This is a genomic window from Pseudotamlana haliotis (assembly GCF_008806375.1).
GTDB classification, from domain to species: Bacteria; Bacteroidota; Bacteroidia; order Flavobacteriales; family Flavobacteriaceae; genus Pseudotamlana; species Pseudotamlana haliotis.
In genome coordinates this window covers 11,786-33,300 of sequence record NZ_WAAT01000026.1, presented here as the reverse complement: position 1 = coordinate 33,300, position 21,515 = coordinate 11,786, and the positions used below count along the sequence as shown (strand labels likewise).

Annotated in this window: 21 protein-coding genes; 9 read left to right on the top strand and 12 right to left on the bottom strand. The window is 34.4% G+C overall.

The window, feature by feature from the left end:
* Positions 1 to 28: 28 nt before the first annotated feature.
* Positions 29 to 205 carry a cyclic nucleotide-binding domain-containing protein gene (locus tag F6U93_RS14590; protein ID WP_191963450.1) on the bottom strand — a complete coding sequence of 59 codons (177 nt, stop codon included), beginning with the start codon at positions 203 to 205 and terminating at the stop codon, positions 29 to 31.
* 207 nt (positions 206 to 412) lie between these two features.
* The gene (locus tag F6U93_RS04070; RefSeq protein ID WP_150937102.1) at positions 413 to 1,297 is read right to left on the bottom strand and encodes a chromosome partitioning protein ParA; all 885 of its coding nucleotides are present in this window, start codon (positions 1,295 to 1,297) and stop codon (positions 413 to 415) included.
* A gap of 106 nt (positions 1,298 to 1,403) precedes the next feature.
* On the opposite strand from F6U93_RS04070, the gene F6U93_RS04065 reads away from it, so the two are divergent.
* On the top strand, positions 1,404 to 2,417 hold the full coding sequence (locus F6U93_RS04065) for a formimidoylglutamase (RefSeq protein WP_150937100.1): 1,014 nt from the start codon (positions 1,404 to 1,406) through the stop codon (positions 2,415 to 2,417).
* Positions 2,418 to 2,419: 2 nt separating this feature from the next.
* On the opposite strand, the gene F6U93_RS04060 is transcribed toward F6U93_RS04065, so the two are convergent.
* On the bottom strand, positions 2,420 to 2,995 hold the full coding sequence (locus F6U93_RS04060) for a GNAT family N-acetyltransferase (protein ID WP_150937098.1): 576 nt from the start codon (positions 2,993 to 2,995) through the stop codon (positions 2,420 to 2,422).
* A gap of 17 nt (positions 2,996 to 3,012) precedes the next feature.
* Complete coding sequence (locus F6U93_RS04055) at positions 3,013 to 3,597, bottom strand: NUDIX domain-containing protein (protein WP_150937096.1); 585 nt, start codon at positions 3,595 to 3,597, stop codon at positions 3,013 to 3,015.
* 173 nt (positions 3,598 to 3,770) lie between these two features.
* Here F6U93_RS04055 and F6U93_RS04050 point away from each other — a divergent pair, with 173 nt between their 5' ends.
* A complete protein-coding gene (locus F6U93_RS04050; protein WP_150937094.1) occupies positions 3,771 to 4,022 on the top strand; it encodes a hypothetical protein in 252 nt (83 codons plus the stop codon).
* Positions 4,023 to 4,089: 67 nt separating this feature from the next.
* On the opposite strand, the gene ettA is transcribed toward F6U93_RS04050, so the two are convergent.
* Both ettA and F6U93_RS04040 read right to left on the bottom strand, forming a co-directional pair.
* A complete protein-coding gene (gene ettA / locus F6U93_RS04045; protein WP_150937092.1) occupies positions 4,090 to 5,781 on the bottom strand; it encodes an energy-dependent translational throttle protein EttA in 1,692 nt (563 codons plus the stop codon).
* A gap of 34 nt (positions 5,782 to 5,815) precedes the next feature.
* Positions 5,816 to 5,998 (bottom strand): CAL67264 family membrane protein, encoded by a 183-nt coding sequence (locus F6U93_RS04040; protein WP_150937090.1) that lies wholly within the window; start codon positions 5,996 to 5,998, stop codon positions 5,816 to 5,818.
* 413 nt (positions 5,999 to 6,411) lie between these two features.
* On the opposite strand from F6U93_RS04040, the gene F6U93_RS04035 reads away from it, so the two are divergent.
* Positions 6,412 to 7,572, top strand: a complete 1,161-nt coding sequence (locus F6U93_RS04035) for an MFS transporter (RefSeq protein WP_150937088.1) — start codon at positions 6,412 to 6,414, stop codon at positions 7,570 to 7,572.
* A 38-nt stretch (positions 7,573 to 7,610) separates the two neighbouring features.
* On the opposite strand, the gene F6U93_RS04030 is transcribed toward F6U93_RS04035, so the two are convergent.
* From F6U93_RS04030 to F6U93_RS04015, 4 genes are all read right to left on the bottom strand, one after another.
* Positions 7,611 to 8,609 (bottom strand): DUF4421 family protein, encoded by a 999-nt coding sequence (locus F6U93_RS04030; RefSeq protein WP_150937085.1) that lies wholly within the window; start codon positions 8,607 to 8,609, stop codon positions 7,611 to 7,613.
* Positions 8,610 to 8,724: 115 nt separating this feature from the next.
* A complete protein-coding gene (locus F6U93_RS04025; protein WP_150937083.1) occupies positions 8,725 to 9,447 on the bottom strand; it encodes a pirin family protein in 723 nt (240 codons plus the stop codon).
* 35 nt (positions 9,448 to 9,482) lie between these two features.
* The gene (locus tag F6U93_RS04020; protein WP_150937081.1) at positions 9,483 to 9,920 is read right to left on the bottom strand and encodes a MarR family winged helix-turn-helix transcriptional regulator; all 438 of its coding nucleotides are present in this window, start codon (positions 9,918 to 9,920) and stop codon (positions 9,483 to 9,485) included.
* A gap of 3 nt (positions 9,921 to 9,923) precedes the next feature.
* The gene (locus F6U93_RS04015) at positions 9,924 to 10,454 is read right to left on the bottom strand and encodes an NADPH-dependent FMN reductase (protein WP_150937079.1); all 531 of its coding nucleotides are present in this window, start codon (positions 10,452 to 10,454) and stop codon (positions 9,924 to 9,926) included.
* A 201-nt stretch (positions 10,455 to 10,655) separates the two neighbouring features.
* On the opposite strand from F6U93_RS04015, the gene F6U93_RS04010 reads away from it, so the two are divergent.
* Entirely contained in the window at positions 10,656 to 12,284 is a 1,629-nt protein-coding gene (locus F6U93_RS04010) for an acyl-CoA carboxylase subunit beta (protein WP_150937077.1), read from the top strand.
* A 57-nt stretch (positions 12,285 to 12,341) separates the two neighbouring features.
* A complete protein-coding gene (locus F6U93_RS04005; protein ID WP_150937075.1) occupies positions 12,342 to 12,764 on the top strand; it encodes a DoxX family protein in 423 nt (140 codons plus the stop codon).
* A 149-nt stretch (positions 12,765 to 12,913) separates the two neighbouring features.
* Here F6U93_RS04005 and F6U93_RS04000 read toward each other — a convergent pair whose 3' ends face one another.
* Positions 12,914 to 15,433 carry a heavy metal translocating P-type ATPase gene (locus F6U93_RS04000; protein WP_150937074.1) on the bottom strand — a complete coding sequence of 840 codons (2,520 nt, stop codon included), beginning with the start codon at positions 15,431 to 15,433 and terminating at the stop codon, positions 12,914 to 12,916.
* A 5-nt stretch (positions 15,434 to 15,438) separates the two neighbouring features.
* Positions 15,439 to 15,831, bottom strand: coding sequence for a hypothetical protein (locus F6U93_RS03995; RefSeq protein ID WP_150937072.1), 393 nt, complete (start codon positions 15,829 to 15,831; stop codon positions 15,439 to 15,441).
* A 92-nt stretch (positions 15,832 to 15,923) separates the two neighbouring features.
* On the opposite strand from F6U93_RS03995, the gene xerA reads away from it, so the two are divergent.
* From xerA to F6U93_RS03975, 4 genes are all read left to right on the top strand, one after another.
* The gene (gene xerA, locus F6U93_RS03990; RefSeq protein WP_150937070.1) at positions 15,924 to 17,054 is read left to right on the top strand and encodes a site-specific tyrosine recombinase/integron integrase; all 1,131 of its coding nucleotides are present in this window, start codon (positions 15,924 to 15,926) and stop codon (positions 17,052 to 17,054) included.
* Between the two features lie 143 nt (positions 17,055 to 17,197).
* Entirely contained in the window at positions 17,198 to 17,452 is a 255-nt protein-coding gene (locus F6U93_RS03985; protein ID WP_150937068.1) for a type II toxin-antitoxin system Phd/YefM family antitoxin, read from the top strand.
* Positions 17,453 to 17,710, top strand: coding sequence for a Txe/YoeB family addiction module toxin (locus F6U93_RS03980; RefSeq protein WP_150937066.1), 258 nt, complete (start codon positions 17,453 to 17,455; stop codon positions 17,708 to 17,710).
* Between the two features lie 390 nt (positions 17,711 to 18,100).
* Positions 18,101 to 21,145 carry an Eco57I restriction-modification methylase domain-containing protein gene (locus F6U93_RS03975; RefSeq protein WP_150937063.1) on the top strand — a complete coding sequence of 1,015 codons (3,045 nt, stop codon included), beginning with the start codon at positions 18,101 to 18,103 and terminating at the stop codon, positions 21,143 to 21,145.
* Positions 21,146 to 21,515 lie beyond the last annotated feature (370 nt).

Here is a 21,515-nt window from a genome sequence, read left to right as displayed (position 1 = left end):
TGCTTAATATAAAATAGTACCAAATTTATTAGGTAGTCCACATCATACCCGAAACCAGCATATAAACCTTGGTTGGAACCTCACCTGTTTTAGAGATTTGAGTTCCAGTTTTAAGTTTTTTCACAGTTGAAATACTCAATAATTTCTCGTAGGTTTCCTCTGAAACGTCTAAAAAAGTGTTTAAAAAAGTAAGATTGGAATTCATAATATTTTCAAATTGAAACTATTATTAAGACATCTAGAGGGACTGTAACATCAAAATAACTTGGGCTAATATTAGTTTAAATATAGATAAAAATAATACAACTTTTTGTTAGGTGCGGTCGTATTTCAAACTCAAAATATTTTTGGTATAAAAAAACCTCAAACATAAGCTTGAGGTTTTAACTTTAAGTGTATATATAGTGTCTTTTTATTTCAAAGTAAACTCTGAAGTAGACACTAAATCTTTTTGATTAAAAACATTTACAACATAACGTCCTTTTTCAAAATCTTCATCCTCGCCAATAGCAACGAACTCACAAATATTTAAGTTCGCATTTTCGTAGTTGAATTTACTAATAATACTATAGTTTAAAATTTTATCTTCAAACTCTACTTGTTCATTCAATCCTAAAGTATTGCTTTTAGGGTCGATAACTTGAACATATAATTCTTGGTCTCCAGCTTGAACTAAAGCATTTTTTGCAACAGTAAAACATACACGAATTTTATCTGCACGTCTAGCACGTTCCGTTGGAATAACTTTACCCGAAGTTCTTTCAATCACACCAGATCCTTTTAAATCTAAAGTATTTAAGATAGAAGCATTTTCAACAACTTCTGCCAAAGCATTGTTTTGAACTAATAAAGAATCTGTGAAAACAGTGCGCTCTTCTAAACGTACACGCGTACTATCTAAAGATGTTGCTAAATATGAATTTTCAATTCTTAACGAATCATTCTGAGCTAAAATAGCATCCATCTCTTTTTGCAGTGACACATATTTTTGCTTATATCTCCATAAGCTTTTTACATTGGTTTCAGAAATTTCTAATGAATCCATTAAACCTTGAATACGTTCTCTCGCTTCAATTAAGTTATTGTTAGTGATTTCACTTTCACTAATAGCTTCATCATATTGTTTAGCCATGGCATTTAAATCATTCATGACTAATTGTTTTTGTTCTACCAACTCTTCTTTGTCGTCTTTCGACTGCTTATAAAGGTTCATGGTATAAAATGCAGTTCCTAAAAATAAAACGATAGCGATTCCTAAAGCAATTTTTAATCCAGAACTTGTCTTGTTATTTTCCATAATTTTGTTGTTTTAATTTCGATAAAGTTAAACGAATTTTTAATTTTTGGTTTATTAAGGTTATAAAAAATTTATGATGTATTTTTAATATTCAAATGATGCTTTCATGGATAAACTAATTTTATTTAACAGTATTACTCGTAACAAACTACTAAACAAACGGTTGGGTGAATCCAAGTTCGGTCAGCATATAAAAATGCTACCTCACATCAATAACATATACGAACAACTTTCAAATTTAGATGTTGAATTTGTAATTTTAGGGCTCCCTGAAGATGTTGGTGTTTTTGCAAATCATGGTAAAACTGGTACTTCAAAAACTTGGGAAACCACCTTAAAAACCCTATTAAACATACAAAGTAATGACTTCACTCGAGCCAATCAAGTTTTGGTATTAGGGCATTTAGATTTTTCTTCAGAACTAAAAACCCTTGAAAGTCTTAACCCTTCGAAAAAGAAAGATATCATAAAAGCTAGAGACCTAGTAGAAACAATAGACAGCTACGTTTCGCAGCTCATTTATCAAATCATTTTAGCCGGTAAAAAACCGATAATTATCGGTGGTGGACATAACAATGCCTACGGAAACATAAAAGGTTCTAGTTTAGCTTTAGGCCAGTCTTTAAATGTGATTAATTTTGATGCGCATTCTGTTTTTCGTGATGAGGAAGGGCGTCATAGCGGTAACGGATTTAGTTACGCTTTCGCAGAAGGCTTTCTCGATCATTACTTTGTTTTCGGATTACATGAAAACTACACTTCAGCTCGTATTTTTAAAACTTTAGATAATTCGAAACAATTAAAATATAACACTTTCGAAGCTTTAGAGGTTAGACAAGAATTAAAATTCAAAAAAGAACTCAATCGTGCGTCTTCATTTATTTGTGATGATGCTTTTGGTATTGAAATTGACTGTGATGCTATTGAAAACATACCAAGTAGTGCCATGACGCCTAGCGGGTTTAGCGTGAAACAAACGAGACAATTTCTCAATCATTTCGCGAAACAAAAAAATGTGGTGTATTTACATTTGTGCGAAGCTGCTCCAACAAAAAAGAAAGCCAATCAGGTTGGAAAACTCCATACTTGTTTAATAACGGACTTTATTAAAGGGGTTTAATATTAGTGGTTTACAGTTTCATTATAGTCTGCTTTAGTGATTTCATAACAAAGGCATTTTTCAAATTGAGGATAGTCCTTTAGTTTTGGATGATTAAAAACTATACGTTTTCCCATTCCTAACTTTTTCATGACGAGTTCCGATTTAAAATTTTGAACTGTACAGGTTGCTATAATTTTTTTGAGTTTCAAAGTTTCAAAGGCAAACTCGAGACACCTTTTTGCGCCTTCAGTAGCATAACCTTGTCGCCATACGCTCTTTTTTAGCCGCCAACCAATGTCTGTAGCGGGTGTAAAATCGGTATCATAATCTTGATAAGCTAAACCTATGAAACCAATAAATTCTCCCGTTTCTAAAATTTCGGTGGCAAAATAATTATACCCATTTTTCATAAAATGCTTTTGAAGACGTTCAATAAACTCAGCCGTTTCATCAGTAGTTAGCGTTTTCGGAAAAAATTCCATAACGGCTGCATCTGCATTTAATTCTGAAAAGGTAACCAAGTCACTTCTTTCCCAATTACGAAACCCTAGCCTCTCAGATTCGAAAATGTATTTATCATGATGATTAACCGCCATAATTGGTTGCTTTAAAATTATTCTATTAATTTATGAATTTGGGCATATTGCAAGAGCACAATCGTCCTTGTGTCTACAATCTCTCCATGATTCAGCATCCTTACTGCTTCTTCAAAAGGTATTTCTAGCACTTCAATATCTTCGTGCTCGTCTTCTACCCCGCCACCGTCACTAACTTTCATATCATCGGTGTATTCACCAATAAAAAAATGCATTTTCTCCGTCATAACTCCTGGAGATGAATAAGCCTCATAAACCTTTTTAACTTCTTTTAATCGGTAACCTACTTCTTCCTCAGTTTCACGAATCACACATTGCTCAGGGTTATCTTTATCTAACATCCCTGCACAAATTTCCACCAGCATGCCATCTTTATTTTCGTTCAAATAGGTTGGCATTCTAAATTGCTTGGTTAAGACAACCGTTTTCTTTTCCTTATTATAGAGTAAAATTCCGGCCCCATCACCGCGATCATAAACCTCACGCATTTGATTTACCCATTCACCATTAGACATTAAAAAATCGAAACTAAACTTTTTGAGGATATAATAGTTATCTGAAAGCAAGCTGCTTTCCATGTTTTTTACGTGATTATTTGCCATATTATTCTTCATTTTTATCTACTCAAATTTAACGGTGTTTTGTAGATGTATCTATTTTTTTAGAATTTGTTTATTTGATTCGAACATTCTAAAGTCATAAAACCAGCTCATCTTATTATTAATCAATATATTAAACTATATTTGGCATACTAAACAACATACTTAAATCTCTCATGTCATTTATTGAACTTGCAGTTCCTTATTTAAATCTAGCTTTATCTGAATCTTTCGGAATTATAAATATATTAATTATAATATTTATTTTCTTTGGTGTTTTATTACTAATCGTCTTAAGAAAATCTTATCTCTTAAATAAAGAAAATGAACGATTAGAGGCCTTGAATGATAAAATGAATAAAGAATTAGATCAGGACAACAAACCTTACGAAGATTTCACCGATGGGCACATGTACGGTGAAAAGTAATACCACGCTTCATTTTAAATAACCGTAATAAAAAAACGCTCACTTTTCAGTGAGCGCTTTTAATAAATTATCTTATTAATTTCTTGTATTTGATACGTTTTGGCGTTAAATCTCCGCCTAATCTACTTTTCTTATTCTCTTCATACTCTGAGAAAGAACCTTCAAAGAAATACACTTCAGAATCGCCTTCAAAAGCTAAGATATGCGTACAAATTCTATCTAAGAACCATCTGTCGTGTGAAATCACCACAGCACAGCCTGCAAAATTCTCTAAACCCTCCTCTAGGGCACGTAGTGTATTAACATCTAAATCATTGGTAGGCTCATCAAGAAGTAAAACGTTACCTTCTTCTTTCAAAGTCATGGCCAGGTGCAAACGGTTACGTTCACCACCTGATAATAAACTTACTTTTTTATTTTGTTCACCACCAGAGAAATTAAAACGACTTAAATAGGCTCTTGAATTGACTTCCTTACCGCCCATTAAAATCAATTCTTGTCCGTCACTAAAATTCTGCCAAATGGTTTTTTCTGGATCTATATTGGAATGACTCTGATCTACATAAGCGATTTTAGCCGTTTCACCAACGGTAAACTCACCTTTGTCTGGTGTTTCTTCACCCATAATCATTCTGAAAATGGTAGTTTTACCAGCACCATTCGGACCAATAATACCTACAATTCCTGCCTGTGGTAAGTTGAAGTTTAAATCATCGTATAATAATTTATCACCATAACCTTTAGAAACTCCTTTGGCTTCAATAACGTTAGTCCCTAAACGTGGCCCGTTAGGAATGTATATTTCAAGTTTTTCATCAAGTTGTTTTTGATCTTGACTCAATAACTTATCATAGTTTTTTAAACGCGCTTTTTGTTTGGTTTGACGTCCTTTTGCGCCTTGTTTAACCCATTCTAACTCACGTTCTAACGTTTTTTGGCGTTTAGAAGCTGATTTACCCTCTTGTGCCATACGTTTGGATTTTTGATCTAACCAAGACGAGTAGTTTCCTTTCCAAGGAATGCCTTCACCACGGTCTAACTCTAAAATCCAACCTGCCACATTATCTAAGAAATATCTATCGTGTGTTACAGCAATTACAGTTCCTTTATATTGTGCTAAATGCTGCTCTAACCAATGTACAGATTCGGCATCCAAGTGGTTGGTAGGCTCATCTAAAAGTAATACATCTGGTTCCTTTAGAAGCAAACGGCAAAGGGCTACACGACGTTTTTCACCACCTGACAGCACGCCTATTTTTTTATCACCATCTGGCGTTCTTAGGGCATCCATGGCAATTTCTAACTTGGTATCTAACTCCCAAGCATTAGCCGCATCAATTTGATCTTGAAGTACAGCCTGACGTGCCATAAGTTTTTCCATTTTGTCAGCATCAGAATACACTTCTTCTAACCCAAAACTATCATTAATTTGGTTGTATTCATCAAGAATAGCTACAGTCTCGGCAGCACCTTCACGAACCACTTCCATCACGGTTTTATTTTCATCTAACTGAGGCTCCTGTTCAAGATATCCCACCGAGTAATCTTGAGAAAAAACCACATCACCTTGATAGTTTTTATCAACGCCAGCAATAATCTTTAAAAGTGTAGATTTTCCTGATCCATTAAGACCTAAAATTCCAATTTTAGCTCCATAGAAAAAACTCAAGTATATATTTTTAAGTACCGGTGTGTTGGCACTAGGAAATGTCTTGGTTAACCCAGACATTGAGAATATTATTTTTTTATCGTCACTCATTATAAAAGTAAATTTACGGTATTATTAAATCCTATTAAACGCGCCCTTTTAAAGCGTTAAACACCCATGCCACAGCAAAAAAACCAATTCCTACGGCTGCAAAGCCCCAGCCAGCGACATCGTTATATCTAAATGCTCCAAGAGCAATTAATGCTAATCCTACTAATATCATAATCCATGTAGCCCAAGCTAACACAGTGTTTTTATTCATTGCCATAATATATTATCTAGTTAGAACGCTTAGCTATTTCATTAAGTACATAACTTAATAGGTCCCATGGTGTCTTTTATATAAAAAAGGGGGTGCAAATAGCCCTCACGTGAATTTTGAAAACAAATATCGCATTTTTAAGAGTAATTTATCAAGAGATTATGATTTCTTTTATTTGTTTTTCTATCAATTTATCTGTTTTGTATCCCACAAAGTAAAAATTCTAGTAGTTTCTTGGTTTAAGAATCTTATTTACCACGAAAATGCAAATGGTGGTACACAAATAAAACCTGTAAAATCTCGGCATAGCTCAGTGTAATAATTTCCACCAGAATAAGCATCCAAAAACCAATAACTAGCAAGCAACAACTAAAATTAATTACATTTGCGCCTTTATAAATGATCAGATATAAACTTGAATGAATAAAGCGCTTTTGTCCTTAGCGATTGGTGGATTTGGTATCGGGTTAACCGAATTTGTAATCATGGGTATTTTACCAGAAATTGCAACGGCTTTCGATATTACTATTCCTGAAGCTGGTCATTTTATCTCTATCTATGCATTAGGCGTAGTTATTGGCGCTCCAACCCTAACTGTAATTGCTAGTAAATGGCCTGCTCACAAAGTGCTTTTAGGCTTAATGTTTTGGTTTACAGTATTCAATACTTTATCTGCTTTTGCAACAAGTTACACGTCATTCATAATTTTAAGGTTTTTAGCTGCTCTACCCCATGGTGCTTTTTTTGGAATTGGTGCTGTAGTTGCTGGAAAATTATCAAAACCAGGTAAAGCAGGACAAGGCATTGCTATCATGTTTAGTGGCCTCACTTTTGCTAATCTTTTAGGAGTGCCGCTGGGGACTTTCCTTGGAAAGCATTTTAACTGGAGTGTTTCGTTTTACATGGTTGGTATTATGGGGCTTCTAACGCTTTTAAGTCTGAAGTTTTGGATGCCCGTTATAAAGCAATCTTCGGAAACCAAATTTACCGAAGAATTTCAAATTTTTAAGCGTTTAGAGGTTTGGCTCATTATTTTACTAACTACTATAGGAACCGGTGGATTTTTTGCCTGGTATAGTTATATTTCCCCATTAATTACCGATGTTGCTGGCCATACTTCAGAAATGGTATCGGTGGCCATGATTTTAGCAGGTTTGGGCATGGTCATTGGAAATTTCATAGGTGCTAAACTCGCTGAAAAATTCTCACCCATTTACGCTATCATCATCATTCTACTCTGTATGGTCTTGAGTTTATCATTAAACACCTTTCTAGCTTCCGATAAGATTCTGGTTTTAGTGATGACTTTCATCATTGGAACGGTAACTTTTTGTTTATCAACCCCTATTCAAATGGCTATTATTAATGCTTCTAAAGGTTCCGAAACCTTAGGTTCTTCACTTAATCAAAGTGCTTTTAATGTGGGTAATGCTTCCGGGGCTTACTTTGCGGGAATTCCTATTGCTATGGGTTACGGGTACACTTCAGCTGATTGGGTTGGTGCTGCCATGGCCAGTATTGGTGTTTTAATCGCTTTCGTGATTATAATGCTAAGGAAACGACGTGGTACAAAAATATAATTATAAGTAATTACCCCTACTCTTACAGTATTTAATTTCTATAAACGTTTCTTTTTTCGGCGTCCTGAAAGCTTATAACCTATGGCTAATTTAGCTTTAGTGAGGTTAAAAGCATAATTATTATCGTAACCCAAATCTGTTGAATAGAGTCCGCCACCATAAATAAAACTTAAATAATAACGCTCTACATTGTAGCCTAAAGCTATAGAATAATCGGCTTTAAATAGCAAGTGGTTTGATGGTTTATAGGAGTCGTCTTGTAAAGTAACATGTTTATAAACACCACCAATTCCAGGCATGAGATTACATGACAAGGTGAGGTCATACGGTAGTTTAAAAACAGTTAAAACACCTCCTAACACCCCTAATGCCGTACTGTTATAGCGTTTAATATGTGCTTGGTCATTGAAAAGTAAATCAGCACTATCAGGTAAAATATCATCCTCTGCCGAAAAATAATCATAAAACCAAAACGCCCCAAAACCACCAGTGATATAAAATTTCTTATCTAAATGATCTAAACCTGCTTTTAATTTTGAAAAGGAAAATTCGATTTCAGGTAATGTGCGTAAAGCATTTATACCCATAGTAAAGGATCTAATATCATCTCTAAAAACAGGGTCGGCCCCGTAATTATTTTTGACATTAAATCCTTTATAAGTTTGAAAATAAAAGTTGACATAATTTTTCTTACCAATTATAGTGGTTCCTTGTAAATCAAAACGATGTGTTACATCTTCTTTACCCTTAACATTAAACGCAAAATCAACTAAAAGCTTACTACTAGCGAAGCCAAAACCCACACCATACCTATTATTGGGCACGTAACGGGATTTAAAATCGTCATTGCTAACACGAAATTGTTTAGACTTATAGTTCGTAAAGACACGTATGGAATAGTTCTCGATATCATGATCTATAAAAAGCTTATCGACAATCTCAACAAAATCTAACGAGTCCAATTGCTTGAAAATTGGTGTTTGCGCATAACCACCACTCGAAATCAATAAAAAGAAAATGATAAGTTTTTTGACCATACAAATTTGCGACCTATGCAACTATTGGCGATAAAAATACATTAATTATAAATGCCGTGATGATTTATCATGTATTTCTAATTCAAAGTTATTTTTTGCGTTATGGTTAAACTAACTAAAACCTCATGGGCACCTCAATAAATAAAAGTGATGAATCTTCTTTGGCTTTCGCCGAAAACGCGCCTGTTTCACTTACACCAATGGCATCACGTGTTTCTAAAACTTCATTTTCAATCGTTACTTTTCCGTAAACCACCATCACATACACACCATGATTGTCACTTTTTAAGTCATACTGAAAACTTTGACCAGCACCTAAATCAATTCGTGAAATTTTGGCATCCTGATGAATTTTCAATGCACCGTCAACTTCGTTTTCCATCGATGTTACAAGCGTTTGAAGCTTATTTTTTCGATCGGCTTCTTTGAAAGATTTTTGGTCATAACGAGGTTCTACATTTCGCGTGTCAGGAATAACCCAAATTTGAAACAAGCCTAAATGCTCATCTTGAGAACCGTTAATCTCAGAATGTTGAATTCCAGTTCCGGCAGACATCACTTGCACTTCTCCTGGGTGTATAGATTCCCAAGAATTATGCATAGAATCTCTATGCTTTAGTTCGCCTTTTAACGGAATGGTAATAATTTCCATATTATCATGCGGATGTGTACCAAAACCCATTTTAGGGGCAATAACATCATCATTTAATACCCGTAATGCCCCAAAATTATCTTTATTGGCATCGCGGTAACTTGCAAAACTAAAGGAGTGATTGGCCTGTAACCACCCGTGATTTGCAAAACCTCTACTATCTGCTTTATGAACTATTGTTTTCATATCTTATTCTTTTTAAATCTTAAACTAGATACACTTTATCTAATTTTATCAAGTAAATCACTTAATTGCGTCGCTTCTTCTTTAGTTAAATTTTCTAATAAATCTTCATTAAAATCTTTTGCGATATCCTCTAATAAGTCAAGCCCTTGTTTGGTAATTTCAATATGAACAACACGCCGATCTCCAGGACAGGGCAGTCTATTTATTAGGTCTTTGGCACACAATTTATCCATGAGCCTCGTAGCATTGGGAGAGCGCTCTAACATACGTGCTTTTATGGTTTGAACATTTATAGCTTCGCCAGCACCACGTAAAATTCGTAGAATATTAAACTGTTGAGGCGAGATACCAAAAGGTTTAAAAAATTCATTTTGCTTATTGTTAATCCAATTCGCCGTATAAATGATATTGATTAAAGCCTTGACTTTTGTATCCGGAAACTTAGAATTTATATCCTTTGAAATATCTCCCATGTCTTAAATTTTATTCTGAAACGTGGCTACTTTTTTAATTAATTCAGCATTAAAAGCGGCTTCGGTTATTTTACCATCCTTAAAATTATCTCCGAAAAATGGGAAAGAGAACACTTCTACAATTTGAGCATTATGAAACGGAAAACGCCCTTGCGCAATTTCTAACACCGATTTTCCACCACGACCTCCTGGGGAAGCAGCCATAAGTAGCATAGGCTTTCCAAAAAAGGTCTTACTTTCAATTCTAGACAGCCAATCAAATAAATTCTTAAAAACTGTTGAATAAGCACCGTTATGCTCTGCTAGCGATAATATAATCCCATCAGACTCCTTAATTAAGGCTAAAAATTCATGTGCTTTTTCAGGTATCCCCGCTTCCGCTTCTAAATCCACACCAAAAAGTGGTAACTCAAAATCATTTAAATCTAAAATATTTAAGTTGGCACCATCTAATAAACTTCCCGCATAAGTAGCTAGCTGTTTATTTATTGATGACTTACTATTACTTCCAGCAAATGCTATTATATTTTTCATATTCAATTATTTATATGACAAAAGTAAGAGAAAATAATTTATTTACCAAGGAATATATTACCATGTATTATTTATTGATTTAATCTTTTGAAAGATATTGTCTTATCATTTGTTAAAAACATTCAGCTAAGGATGCCGGTTTTACTTTCAAACATTAACATAGAATGGCTATTTTTGTAGCAGCTAATTAACAACACAAGCATGGACCTTAACTTCAACAAAAACGAAGATTATAATAAACTTTTAGTATCAGACCTTAAACGCCGCTTAGTAAAAGTGAGTTTAGGTGGCGGAAAAAACCGTATTGAAAAACTACATAGTAAAGGTAAAATGACGGCCAGAGAACGCATTGATTTTCTGCTTGATGCCAAAGCTGATGCCATTGAAATCGCAGCCTTTGCCGGTGAAGACATGTATCAAGAACACGGCGGTTGCCCGTCAGGTGGTGTTGTAGTAAAAATAGGCTACATTCAAGGTAAGCAATGTGTTGTTGTGGCTAATGATGCTACGGTTAAAGCGGGTGCCTGGTTTCCTATTACAGGCAAAAAGAACCTTCGTGCGCAAGAAATAGCCATTGAAAACAAACTTCCAATCATATATTTAGTAGATTCTGCTGGAGTGTATCTACCCATGCAAGATGAAATTTTCCCTGACAAAGAGCATTTTGGGCGCATATTTAGAAATAACGCCATCATGAGTAGCATGGGTATCACACAAATTGCTGCAGTTATGGGTAGCTGTGTGGCTGGTGGTGCCTACCTACCTATTATGAGCGATGAGTCTATTATTGTTGATAAAACCGGAAGTATTTTTCTTGCCGGAAGTTACTTGGTAAAAGCCGCTATTGGCGAAAGTATTGATAACGAAACTTTAGGTGGTGCCACAACCCATTGTGAAATTTCTGGAGTAACCGATTATAAAGCGAAAGACGACCAAGATGCCTTAAACACTATTAAAAATATTGTTGGCAAAATTGGTGATTATGATAAAGCAGGGTTCAATCGCATAGAACCACAAAAACCTGCAGAAAACCCTGAAGAATTATTTGGTATTATTCCGAAATCTAGAGCAGACCAATACGATATGTATGAGGTGATTAAACGCCTTGTGGATAACTCAGAATTTGATGAATATAAAGCGGGTTACGGACAAACACTCATCACCTGCTATGCTAGAATTGATGGTTGGGCCGTTGGAATTGTTGCCAATCAGCGAAAACTTGTAAAAACTAAAAAAGGTGAAATGCAATTTGGGGGTGTTATTTATAATGACAGCGCCGATAAAGCCACGCGTTTTATTGCCAATTGCAACCAAAAGAAAATTCCGTTGGTGTTTTTACAAGATGTTACCGGCTTTATGGTAGGCAGTAAAAGTGAGCACAGCGGCATTATAAAAGATGGTGCTAAAATGGTAAATGCTGTAAGTAATTCGGTGGTACCTAAGTTTACGATTATTATCGGAAACAGTTATGGAGCAGGTAATTACGCAATGTGCGGAAAAGCTTATGATCCAAGGTTGATTGTATCTTGGCCAAGTGCAGAGCTTGCCGTAATGAGCGGAAATTCAGCAGCAAAAGTATTGCTTCAAATTGAAAAAGCTTCCTTAGAAAAATCGGGAGAAAAAATTACACCAGAAAAAGAAGCTGAATTATTCAACAAAATTAAAGACCGCTACGATAATCAAGTGTCACCATATTATGCGGCTGCACGTATTTGGACTGATGGTATTATCAATCCTTTAGATACCAGAACGTGGATTAGCATGGGTGTTGAAGCCGCCAACCACGCGCCTATTGAAAAAGCTTTCAACCTAGGCGTGCTACAAGTTTAATTTTAAAAATTGCTCATTTTTTCGTATCTTATATACTGAATATCAACAACTTTAGTCATGGATACGATAAAATCATTAAACAAATGGGCAAATGCACACACCTATCTTCCTTTAGATATGGTTCGTGTGGGATTGGGCGTGTTTTTGTTTTTTAAAGGCATAAACTTCATGTCAAACACAGAAATGCTCATCCAACTTTTTGAGCCCGTTCAAAATTTTGCAGGAAGTATGCTCATGCTTCATTATGTAGCGCCGGTACATCTTATTGGAGGTGTTTTAATTGCATTCGGACTCCTAACACGATGGGCAATTATAGCGCAACTACCAGTATTAATTGGTGCCATTCTAATCAATTTCGTTGGTGAAATGCATATAGGTAATTTGCTTTTAGCCATTTCAGCACTTTTAGTATGCGGATTCTTCTTAGTGTACGGTTCTGATAAAAATTCTGTTGACTATTATTTGAAGATGCAGCAGTAATAACATTTTAACCATATAAGGTCGCATATCATTTGTTTCTTTTTCGCCCATATTTCATCTGAACAAAAAATATTTCAAATTAGGAATGCGACGTTACAAAATTGAATTGTTATAAAGCCTTCCGCGAAAGCGAAAAAATCAGAATAGTTTTAAGCATTATCTAATTTAGATTTCCGTAATCTTAAGGCATTTGCAATCACTGAAACCGAACTGAAACTCATGGCCAAGGCGGCAATCATAGGTGACAATAAAATTCCGAAAAACGGATATAGAACACCTGCGGCAATGGGCACGCCAACAGCATTGTAAACCAGTGCGAAAAATAAATTCTGTTTGATATTTCGCATCACTTGGTCACTTAAATTTCTAGCCTTTACAATGCCATGTAAATCACCTTTTACAAGGGTAATCATGGCGCTTTCAATAGCCACATTTGTGCCTGTTCCCATGGCGATACCCACGTTACTTTGCGCTAAAGCAGGGGCATCATTAATACCATCACCAGCCACGGCAACTATATGTCCGTTGTCTTGAAGCTTTTTAACTTCGTCCAGTTTATTAGCGGGTAACATTTCGGCTTTAAAGGTTTTTATTTGAAGTTCTTGAGCCACCGCTTGTGCCGTATTAAAATTATCACCTGTGAGCATGATGATATCTACGCCTTTATCTTGGAGGGTTTTAATGGCTTTAGCACTACTTACTTTAATTTTATCGGCAATTACTACAAAGCCAACCACATCTTTATCGACCGCTAAATAAGACACGGTTTTGCCTTGTTTTTGATATTTTAGAGCTTTTTCTTCCATTTCAGAAGTTAAATTGGCCTGAGCGTGGGCCATCATTTTAGGGTTTCCTAAGCTAATTTTGTGATTTTTAATGGTTGCTTCTACCCCTTTTCCGGTAACGGCCTTAAAATTTTCAGATTTTAAAACGCTAACGTCTTGAGAATAGCCATAATTTAAGGTGGCTTGAGCCAGTGGATGTTCGCTATTCGTATTTAGAGAAACAATATACCTAAGGATATGATTTTCTGAAAAATCGGGGTCAAAAGCTTTCAAGGTTTCTACAGTAGGTTTCCCCTCGGTGATGGTGCCTGTTTTATCCATTATCAAGGTATCTACTTCATGCATTTTTTCTAAAGCTTCGGCATTTTTAATGAGCACTCCATTTTGAGCGCCTTTACCCACACCAACCATAACAGACATAGGGGTTGCTAGCCCCAAAGCACAGGGACAGGCAATTATTAAAACGGCAATGGCGTTGACTAAGGCGTACACATAAACAGGTTCTGGCCCCCAAATAGTCCAAATAATAAAGGTGATTATAGAAATAAAAACCACAACAGGCACAAAATATCCTGAAACTTTATCGGCTAATTTTTGAATTGGTGCTCGGCTTCGGCTAGCGTCATTAACTAGCTGAATAATCTGAGAAAGTAACGTATCGGCACCCACTTTTTCGGCTTTCATTAAAAAGGTTTGATTGCCGTTTATGGTACCACTGGTTACGTTATCGTGGGTGGTTTTACTCACCGGAATGGGCTCTCCGGTAATCATAGACTCATCGATGGTGGTTTCCCCCTCGGTTATTTGTCCGTCAACCGGAATTTTACCACCGGGTTTTACCTTTATAATATCGTTTATTTCAATGGCTTCAATAGACACTTCAATTTCCTGACCATTAACAACTTTAATAGCTTTGTTTGGTGCTAACTTCAGTAATTCTTTAACGGCTTGGTTGGTTTTACTGTGTGCTCGTTCTTCCAATAGTTGTCCTAATAAAACTAAGGTTAAAATCACGGTGGCCGCTTCAAAATACACATGAACCGCTCCGCTTTGCGTTTTAAACTGTTCTGGAAAAATATCAGGAAAAAACATGCCAAAAACACTGAATAACCATGAGATCCCAGCACCAATTCCGATAAGGGTAAACATATTGAGATTCCACGTTTTAATGCTTTTGAAGGCGCGTTCAAAAAACATCCAAGTGGCATAAAAAACCACTGGAATAGACAGTAAAAACTGAATGATATTCCAATATTTCTGCTCTAGAATTTGGTATAGCGGATTATTGGGAAGCATTTCGCTCATGGCGATTAAAAAGATAGGAAGCGTAAAAATGAGGGCTATTTTAAACTTTTTTAGAAGCTTCTGATAGGTTTTCTCTTCGGAAGAAATTTCAGGTTCAATAGACACTAAATCCATGCCACATACGGGACAATCCCCCGGTTGATCCTCAAGAACTTCGGGGTGCATTGGGCAGGTCCATTGACTGCTTGAACTTGCCATAACGTTTTGTTCTTCAACTAAATTCATACCACAAACCGGACAGTCACCAGCCTTGTCATAGGTTTTATCGCCTTCGCAATGCATGGGGCAGTAAAAAACACCTGTTCCTTTACCTTTTGGTTTTGCTTTGTGCTCTTTTTTTTCATGGCTTGAGCAACAGCTTTTTTCATTTTGATTATGAATGCTGTAGCACCCGCCGTCATCCTTTAAAGCCTTCTGAAAAACTTCTAAAGGAATATGGCTTTCTGATTCAATATTGGCTTCTGCTTTATCTAAATCGACTACTACGTTTGAAACGTCTTTGACTTCCGATAAGGTTTTTTCAACATGAGATCGACAACCGTTGCAGGACATGCCTTGAATTTTATAAGTATGTTTCATGGAAATTATAATGATTTAGGCTGTTCCATATAAGATTGCCATTGAATTAAAAGGTATTTATTCTTATGATTTTCTTCAATTTTTCTGAAACCATATTCGTAAACGAAAAGATACACTTCTCCTTTCTGATTTTTCCAATAATGGGTGAAAAAATTAGGATTAAAGCCTTTTTCCTTTAGTAAATCGGCGCGCAGGGTTACTTTTCCGCCTTTATTGAATTCTTTTAAAATCTTCCTGTTCAGCTTAAGTTGGTTATCAACTTTATTGTAAAAGCGTTCGGGCTGAATCTTGGCTTGTTGGTATTGGTAAGCACTTTTGCATTGCACATCGCAGAATTTTTTATCGGTTCTTCCGGTTAATTCAGCTTTACAATACTGACAATGGGTATAAAATCTCATAAATCACAAAATAAAAGTATAATATACCAATATTATTCACATAAACCACTCTTATGGTTTTATTTCCTCTTAGATTGCCAAAAAAATATGACATGAAAGAAGGCAGAAGCATCACATTGAAGCATTTGTTGATTAAAGATAAAAAGCAAATTGGACTTCAGTTTTTTAGCGATAAAATTATAGAGGCTATGGTCAGGGAGCTACCTGATGTTAAATGGAGCAAAGAATTTAGCATGGCTTATGTTGTAAATACTAAAGCGAATTTAGATCTTGTTTTTGAAAAATTTAAGGGTGTAGCTTGGGTGAACACGCATTATTTTTTTGACAACAAACCTATTAATGAGGAAGCTGAACCCATGGACATTACTTGGTTTAGAAATCGAGCGATTCCAAGAAATTACCGATTGTGCCCTACCCCTTATTTGGATAAACTAGAAATAAAAAAGTATGCTAATAACACTGTAAAATCTTATGTGATGGCTTTTGAGTATTTTATCAATTACTATCCAGATAAGGCGCTAAACAGCATCAATGAAAACGATGTGAGGGATTATATTTTAAACTTGGTTCAAAAAGGAAAATCTGATTCGTACATTAATATGGCGATAAATAGTATTAAATTTTACTACGAATCTGTGTTAGGAATGCCTAATCGATTCTATAAAATTGACCGCCCCAGAAAGGCGAAAAAATTACCCCAGGTACTCTCAAAGGAAGCGGTTTTAAAAATTATAGCAAACACCAATAACCTAAAACATAAATGTATTGTGAGTTTGTTGTATTCTTCTGGAATGCGTAGAAGTGAATTGCTTAATTTAAAAATTTCTGATATTGACAGCACGCGCATGTTGATTCGGGTGAACGCGGCTAAAGGAAAAAAAGATCGATTTACATTATTATCACACAATGTACTAGAAGATTTACGTGAGTATTACAAACAGTGGCACCCTAAAACTTACCTTATTGAGGGGTTGTACGGCCAGCAGTACTCGGCACAAAGTATTGGACAGGTTGTTGCGAATGCCGCAAAAAAGGCGAAAATCCCGATTAAAGTGTCTCCACACATGCTGCGGCATAGTTTTGCTACACATTTATTGGAAGACGGCGTTGACCTAAGACAAATTCAGGTTTTACTCGGGCATAGCTCTACTAAAACCACTGAAATTTACACGCATGTGGCTACAAAAGCTTTTAAAACGATTAAGAATCCGTTGGATGATTAATTCCAGTTATAATTTAAAATGAAATTAAAGACTTTAAGAACTAATACCATATAATAACACATTGATATTTAATGTACCCTTTGGTAATTATTTGCTTATACCATAAATTGTACATAATTTTGTACTTAATAAAACAAATTATCATGATAACAACAACAGTTTCCGATTTTAGAAAAGATATAAAAACCTATTTAGACAAGGTTGTTAAAAACTTCGAGACTTTGATTATAAATCGTGGCAAAGACTCAGGTATTGTTGTCATGTCTTTAGAAGAATACAACGCTTTAATGGCCACAAATCATGAATTATCTTCACGAAAAAATGAATTAAGGTTAGATTCCGCTATTGAAAAACTTAAAAGTGGCAATAGCTTCAGCAAGGACTTAATAAATAATTAAATGAAGTTTACATTTGTTGATGAGTCTTGGGAAGACTACTTATACTGGCAAAAAACGGATAAGAAGAAGGTTAAGAAAATAAATGAGCTATTAAAAGACATTGCTAGAAATCCTTTTGATGGCGTAGGTAAACCGGAGCCACTCAAGCATAAATATGCAGGCTTTTGGTCACGCCGAATTGATAGTGAACATAGACTTATTTATCAATATAAAGACGGTGAAATATTAATTGCTAAATGTAGATTTCATTATGATTAAGCAGCATTTAACCAATTTACAGGTAATTTGTTTATTTTTTAATAACATATAACCTACCGAGAAATTAAAGTTGAATAAATTTGAACACAAATTCAGAATTCTTCTCTATTTTCAGATTAAATCATTCAAAAACATATAAAAGATTTATACAACATACCATACATATCCCCTATATTTGGTAATATATAGAACATAATGTTCTATATACTATTGTTGTAAGTAATGCGAAAATCGTGCTAAAATTGAACATTTGAACTAAAAAAGCCAACGCGCAAACAGCACATTTATTTTTTTGCCAATGCGAAAAGCCAAAACTGAAAAAAAATAAAAGAGCTGTTTCTTGCCAACGCTCGAAATGATATTAACTTTGAGAAAAACGATTCAAATTTTATGAGCTTATTTCAGAACTCTGTTCTAAACAAATATTTAAAGGGATTAGAGTCCGAAAAAGTTAATGTTGCTTACGACAGATTTACAAAACATTTCCACAATCCTGCAATTCAGGAAAATATTCGAAATTCAAAAGAGGAACAATATCAAGGCGAGTTTCTGATTGACCTTTTTGTAAACGTATTTGGATACATTAAAAATCCAACACCTGATTTTAATCTCACAACGGAATTAAAAAACATAAAAGGCTCAAAAAAGACTGATGGAGCAATTCTAAAAGGCGACAAAGCACTTGCAGTAATTGAATTAAAAGGAACAAACACAACCGATTTAAGCAAAGTAGAAACTCAAGCATTTGGTTATAAAAACAATCAACCTGGTTGTAATTATGTTATTACTTCCAACTTTGAGAAGTTGCGTTTTTACATCGACAACGCAGTAGATTTTGAAGAGTTTAATCTTTTTCAACTCACAAAAGAACGTTTCGAAATACTTTGGCTTTGCCTTTCGTCTGAATATCTTTTAAAAGACATTCCAAAAAAGATAAAAGACGAATCTTTAACTCAAGAGGAAAAAATTACAGAAGCACTTTATAAAGATTACGCATCTTTCAGAAATGAAGTATTTGATAGCATTCAAAAAGAAAATCCTCAATACGACAAACTCACTTTATTCAAAAAAACCCAAAAGTTACTTGACCGTTTTTTATTCATCTTCTTTGCAGAAGATAGATTATTACTTCCACCAAATTCAATTCGTTCAATTGTAAACCAATGGACAGATTTAAAAGACAAATACGATGAGTATTTTCCTTTGTACGACCGTTTTTTAAAATATTTCGGTTATATGAATACAGGATACAAAGGACAACAGCACGACATTTTCGCTTATAATGGAGGTTTGTTCGCACCTGACAAGATTTTAGACAATATCAAAATCAACGATGACCTACTTTATAAACACACAGTTAATTTAAGTAATTACGATTTTGAAAGTGAAGTAAGTGTAAATATTCTTGGACATATCTTTGAGCATTCTTTAAACGATATTGACGAAATTCAGTCAGAAATAAAAGGAATAAAAACTGTTCAAAGCAAAACAAAACGAAAAAAAGATGGTGTTTTCTACACACCAAAATACATTACAAAATATATAGTTGATAATACTATCGGAAAATTATGTGAGGAAAAGAAAATTGAACTCGACATACAAGAAGCCGAATATGAAAAAGAACGTAAAGGCAGACAAAAAGCAACACTAAAAAAACTCACTAAAAAGTTAGAAGATTATAGAAAATGGTTATTACAAATTACAATTTGTGACCCAGCTTGTGGAAGTGGCGCCTTTTTAAACCAAGCATTAGAATTTTTAATCGCAGAACATCAATACATTGACGAACTTCAAGCTAAACTTTTTGGAGATGCAATGATATTAAGCGAAGTTGAAAATTCAATTTTGGAAAACAATATTTATGGAGTTGACATAAATGATGAAAGTGTTGAAATTGCTAAACTTTCACTTTGGTTAAGAACAGCACAAAAGGGTAGAAAATTGACATCCTTAAATAGTAACATTAAATGTGGGAATAGCTTAATTGACGACCAAAATGTAGATGAAGAAAAGGCTTTTAATTGGCAAAAAGAATTTCCTAATATATTTTCAAAAGGAGGTTTTGATGTAATTATTGGAAACCCACCTTGGGGAGCTAAAATTCCAAAATCACAAAAAGATTTTGTTAACAATAATTATTGGTGCAATAAGGGAGAAATAGAAACATATGTTCATTTTACCGAATTAGGAATTTCAAGGTTATGCAAAGAGAATGGTGTTCTTGGTTTCATCACACCAAATACTTGGTATTATCTTGATAAATATGCAAAATTGAGAGACAATTTATTGAACAAAAAAATTGTCGAATTAATAGAGTTGGAAAAAAGAATTTTTAAAGACGCACCTGACATTGTTCCAGCTGTTTTCATATTGGAAAACACTTTGAAATCCGAAAATCAAGTAATACAAACTTATAAACTAAACAAAGGTATTATTCCATCTTTTTTAGTTGATAATACAATCTTTAAAAATTATCAGATTGAATCAAATGATTGGCTAAAATTTGAAAGCACACCATTTAATTTAAGTTTAACTAATAATGTTGCATCTCTTTTGGTTAAAATTAAAAAAGGTTCTGTTCCTCTTAAAACTCTTTACAATGTAAGATATGGTATTAAGACAGGTAATAACAAAAAGTATGTCTCAAATGATAGCTTGGACGATAACTGGAAATACTGTTTACCTTCTGCAAGTACTGTAAAAAAGTTTCAACTTAACTGGGAAGGTCATTATCTGAATTTTGGAAATCATTTAGCAGGCTATTCAGAAAATTCATTTGAACGCCCAAAAATTTTAGTTCAATATATACGAAAGTTAAGTATGCCAATTAGGATAATTTCAGCTTTAGATAAAGAGGGAAAATATTATCCTCTAAATAATTTTTCATTTATTGAAGAAAATTCGAGTAATGATGAGAGTCTTGATTTTTTAATAGGAATATTAAATTCTTCGTTAATGAATTTCTATTTCAAAAATGTTCATATCGACTATAATATTAAGCCTAAATATTTAGAAAAACTACCAATTAAAATTGGTCTAAAAAAAGAAATAATAGAACTCACAACAAAAATAAGGTCAAACTATATTAGCTACAATTCAATCTTGACAAACTTACTTGACTTACTTTCTAATAAGTTTAATATTTCAAAGTTTCCAATGAAATTAAAAAATTGGGATAGACTAAATTTTGGAGAATTTCTTAAGGAGTTAGAGAAAGTTAGAAAAATTGTGGCAAAAGAGAATAAAATTGAATTTAGCAACTTTTCATTGAGCGAAGAAGCTGAATGGATGCAGTATTTTAATGAACAAAAAGTAAAAGCACAATCTTTGAAAACAGAAATTGATAAAATGACCAAAGAAATTGACCAAAAAGTTTATGAATTGTACGGATTGTCAGAAAATGAAATTGAATTAATAGAAAATGCCAAAGCTTAAAGCCATACACATTTGCAATTTGCTTCATCCAACACACAAGCCCAAAATTGCAAAAGAGTATGTCTTGCCAACGCTCACATTTGAACTAAATAACAAACATCGGAAAACCAAGCAGAACGTGAAAAGCACTACTTACAACAACGTGTATAATTCATTGCTAGTTATAGCTTACTTACGAAAGTCCTCGCGGACTTTCTATCTGTGATTTATTTGCTAACTTTAGTGCTTAAAAGACGCAACGAAATCATACACAAGACCGTTGTAAGCAAGCTGAAACCAGCCGCACAAACAGCACATTTGGTTTTTTGCCGACACAAAAGCCAACGCTGAAAAAACCAAAAGAGCTGTTCTTTGCCAACGCTCGAAGAAA

Excerpts from the sequence above, each read along its gene's own strand:
- F6U93_RS14590 (WP_191963450.1), bottom strand. The coding sequence starts at position 205 with ATGAATTCCAATCTTACTTTTTTAAACACTTTTTTAGACGTTTCAGAG.
- F6U93_RS04070 (WP_150937102.1), bottom strand. The coding sequence starts at position 1,297 with ATGGAAAATAACAAGACAAGTTCTGGATTAAAAATTGCTTTAGGAATC.
- F6U93_RS04065 (WP_150937100.1), top strand. The coding sequence starts at position 1,404 with ATGGATAAACTAATTTTATTTAACAGTATTACTCGTAACAAACTACTA.
- F6U93_RS04060 (WP_150937098.1), bottom strand. The coding sequence starts at position 2,995 with ATGGCGGTTAATCATCATGATAAATACATTTTCGAATCTGAGAGGCTA.
- F6U93_RS04055 (WP_150937096.1), bottom strand. The coding sequence starts at position 3,597 with ATGGCAAATAATCACGTAAAAAACATGGAAAGCAGCTTGCTTTCAGAT.
- F6U93_RS04050 (WP_150937094.1), top strand. The coding sequence starts at position 3,771 with ATGTCATTTATTGAACTTGCAGTTCCTTATTTAAATCTAGCTTTATCT.
- ettA (WP_150937092.1), bottom strand. The coding sequence starts at position 5,781 with ATGAGTGACGATAAAAAAATAATATTCTCAATGTCTGGGTTAACCAAG.
- F6U93_RS04040 (WP_150937090.1), bottom strand. The coding sequence starts at position 5,998 with ATGGCAATGAATAAAAACACTGTGTTAGCTTGGGCTACATGGATTATG.
- F6U93_RS04035 (WP_150937088.1), top strand. The coding sequence starts at position 6,412 with ATGAATAAAGCGCTTTTGTCCTTAGCGATTGGTGGATTTGGTATCGGG.
- F6U93_RS04030 (WP_150937085.1), bottom strand. The coding sequence starts at position 8,609 with ATGGTCAAAAAACTTATCATTTTCTTTTTATTGATTTCGAGTGGTGGT.
- F6U93_RS04025 (WP_150937083.1), bottom strand. The coding sequence starts at position 9,447 with ATGAAAACAATAGTTCATAAAGCAGATAGTAGAGGTTTTGCAAATCAC.
- F6U93_RS04020 (WP_150937081.1), bottom strand. The coding sequence starts at position 9,920 with ATGGGAGATATTTCAAAGGATATAAATTCTAAGTTTCCGGATACAAAA.
- F6U93_RS04015 (WP_150937079.1), bottom strand. The coding sequence starts at position 10,454 with ATGAAAAATATAATAGCATTTGCTGGAAGTAATAGTAAGTCATCAATA.
- F6U93_RS04010 (WP_150937077.1), top strand. The coding sequence starts at position 10,656 with ATGGACCTTAACTTCAACAAAAACGAAGATTATAATAAACTTTTAGTA.
- F6U93_RS04005 (WP_150937075.1), top strand. The coding sequence starts at position 12,342 with ATGGATACGATAAAATCATTAAACAAATGGGCAAATGCACACACCTAT.
- F6U93_RS04000 (WP_150937074.1), bottom strand. The coding sequence starts at position 15,433 with ATGAAACATACTTATAAAATTCAAGGCATGTCCTGCAACGGTTGTCGA.
- F6U93_RS03995 (WP_150937072.1), bottom strand. The coding sequence starts at position 15,831 with ATGAGATTTTATACCCATTGTCAGTATTGTAAAGCTGAATTAACCGGA.
- xerA (WP_150937070.1), top strand. The coding sequence starts at position 15,924 with ATGAAAGAAGGCAGAAGCATCACATTGAAGCATTTGTTGATTAAAGAT.
- F6U93_RS03985 (WP_150937068.1), top strand. The coding sequence starts at position 17,198 with ATGATAACAACAACAGTTTCCGATTTTAGAAAAGATATAAAAACCTAT.
- F6U93_RS03980 (WP_150937066.1), top strand. The coding sequence starts at position 17,453 with ATGAAGTTTACATTTGTTGATGAGTCTTGGGAAGACTACTTATACTGG.
- F6U93_RS03975 (WP_150937063.1), top strand. The coding sequence starts at position 18,101 with ATGAGCTTATTTCAGAACTCTGTTCTAAACAAATATTTAAAGGGATTA.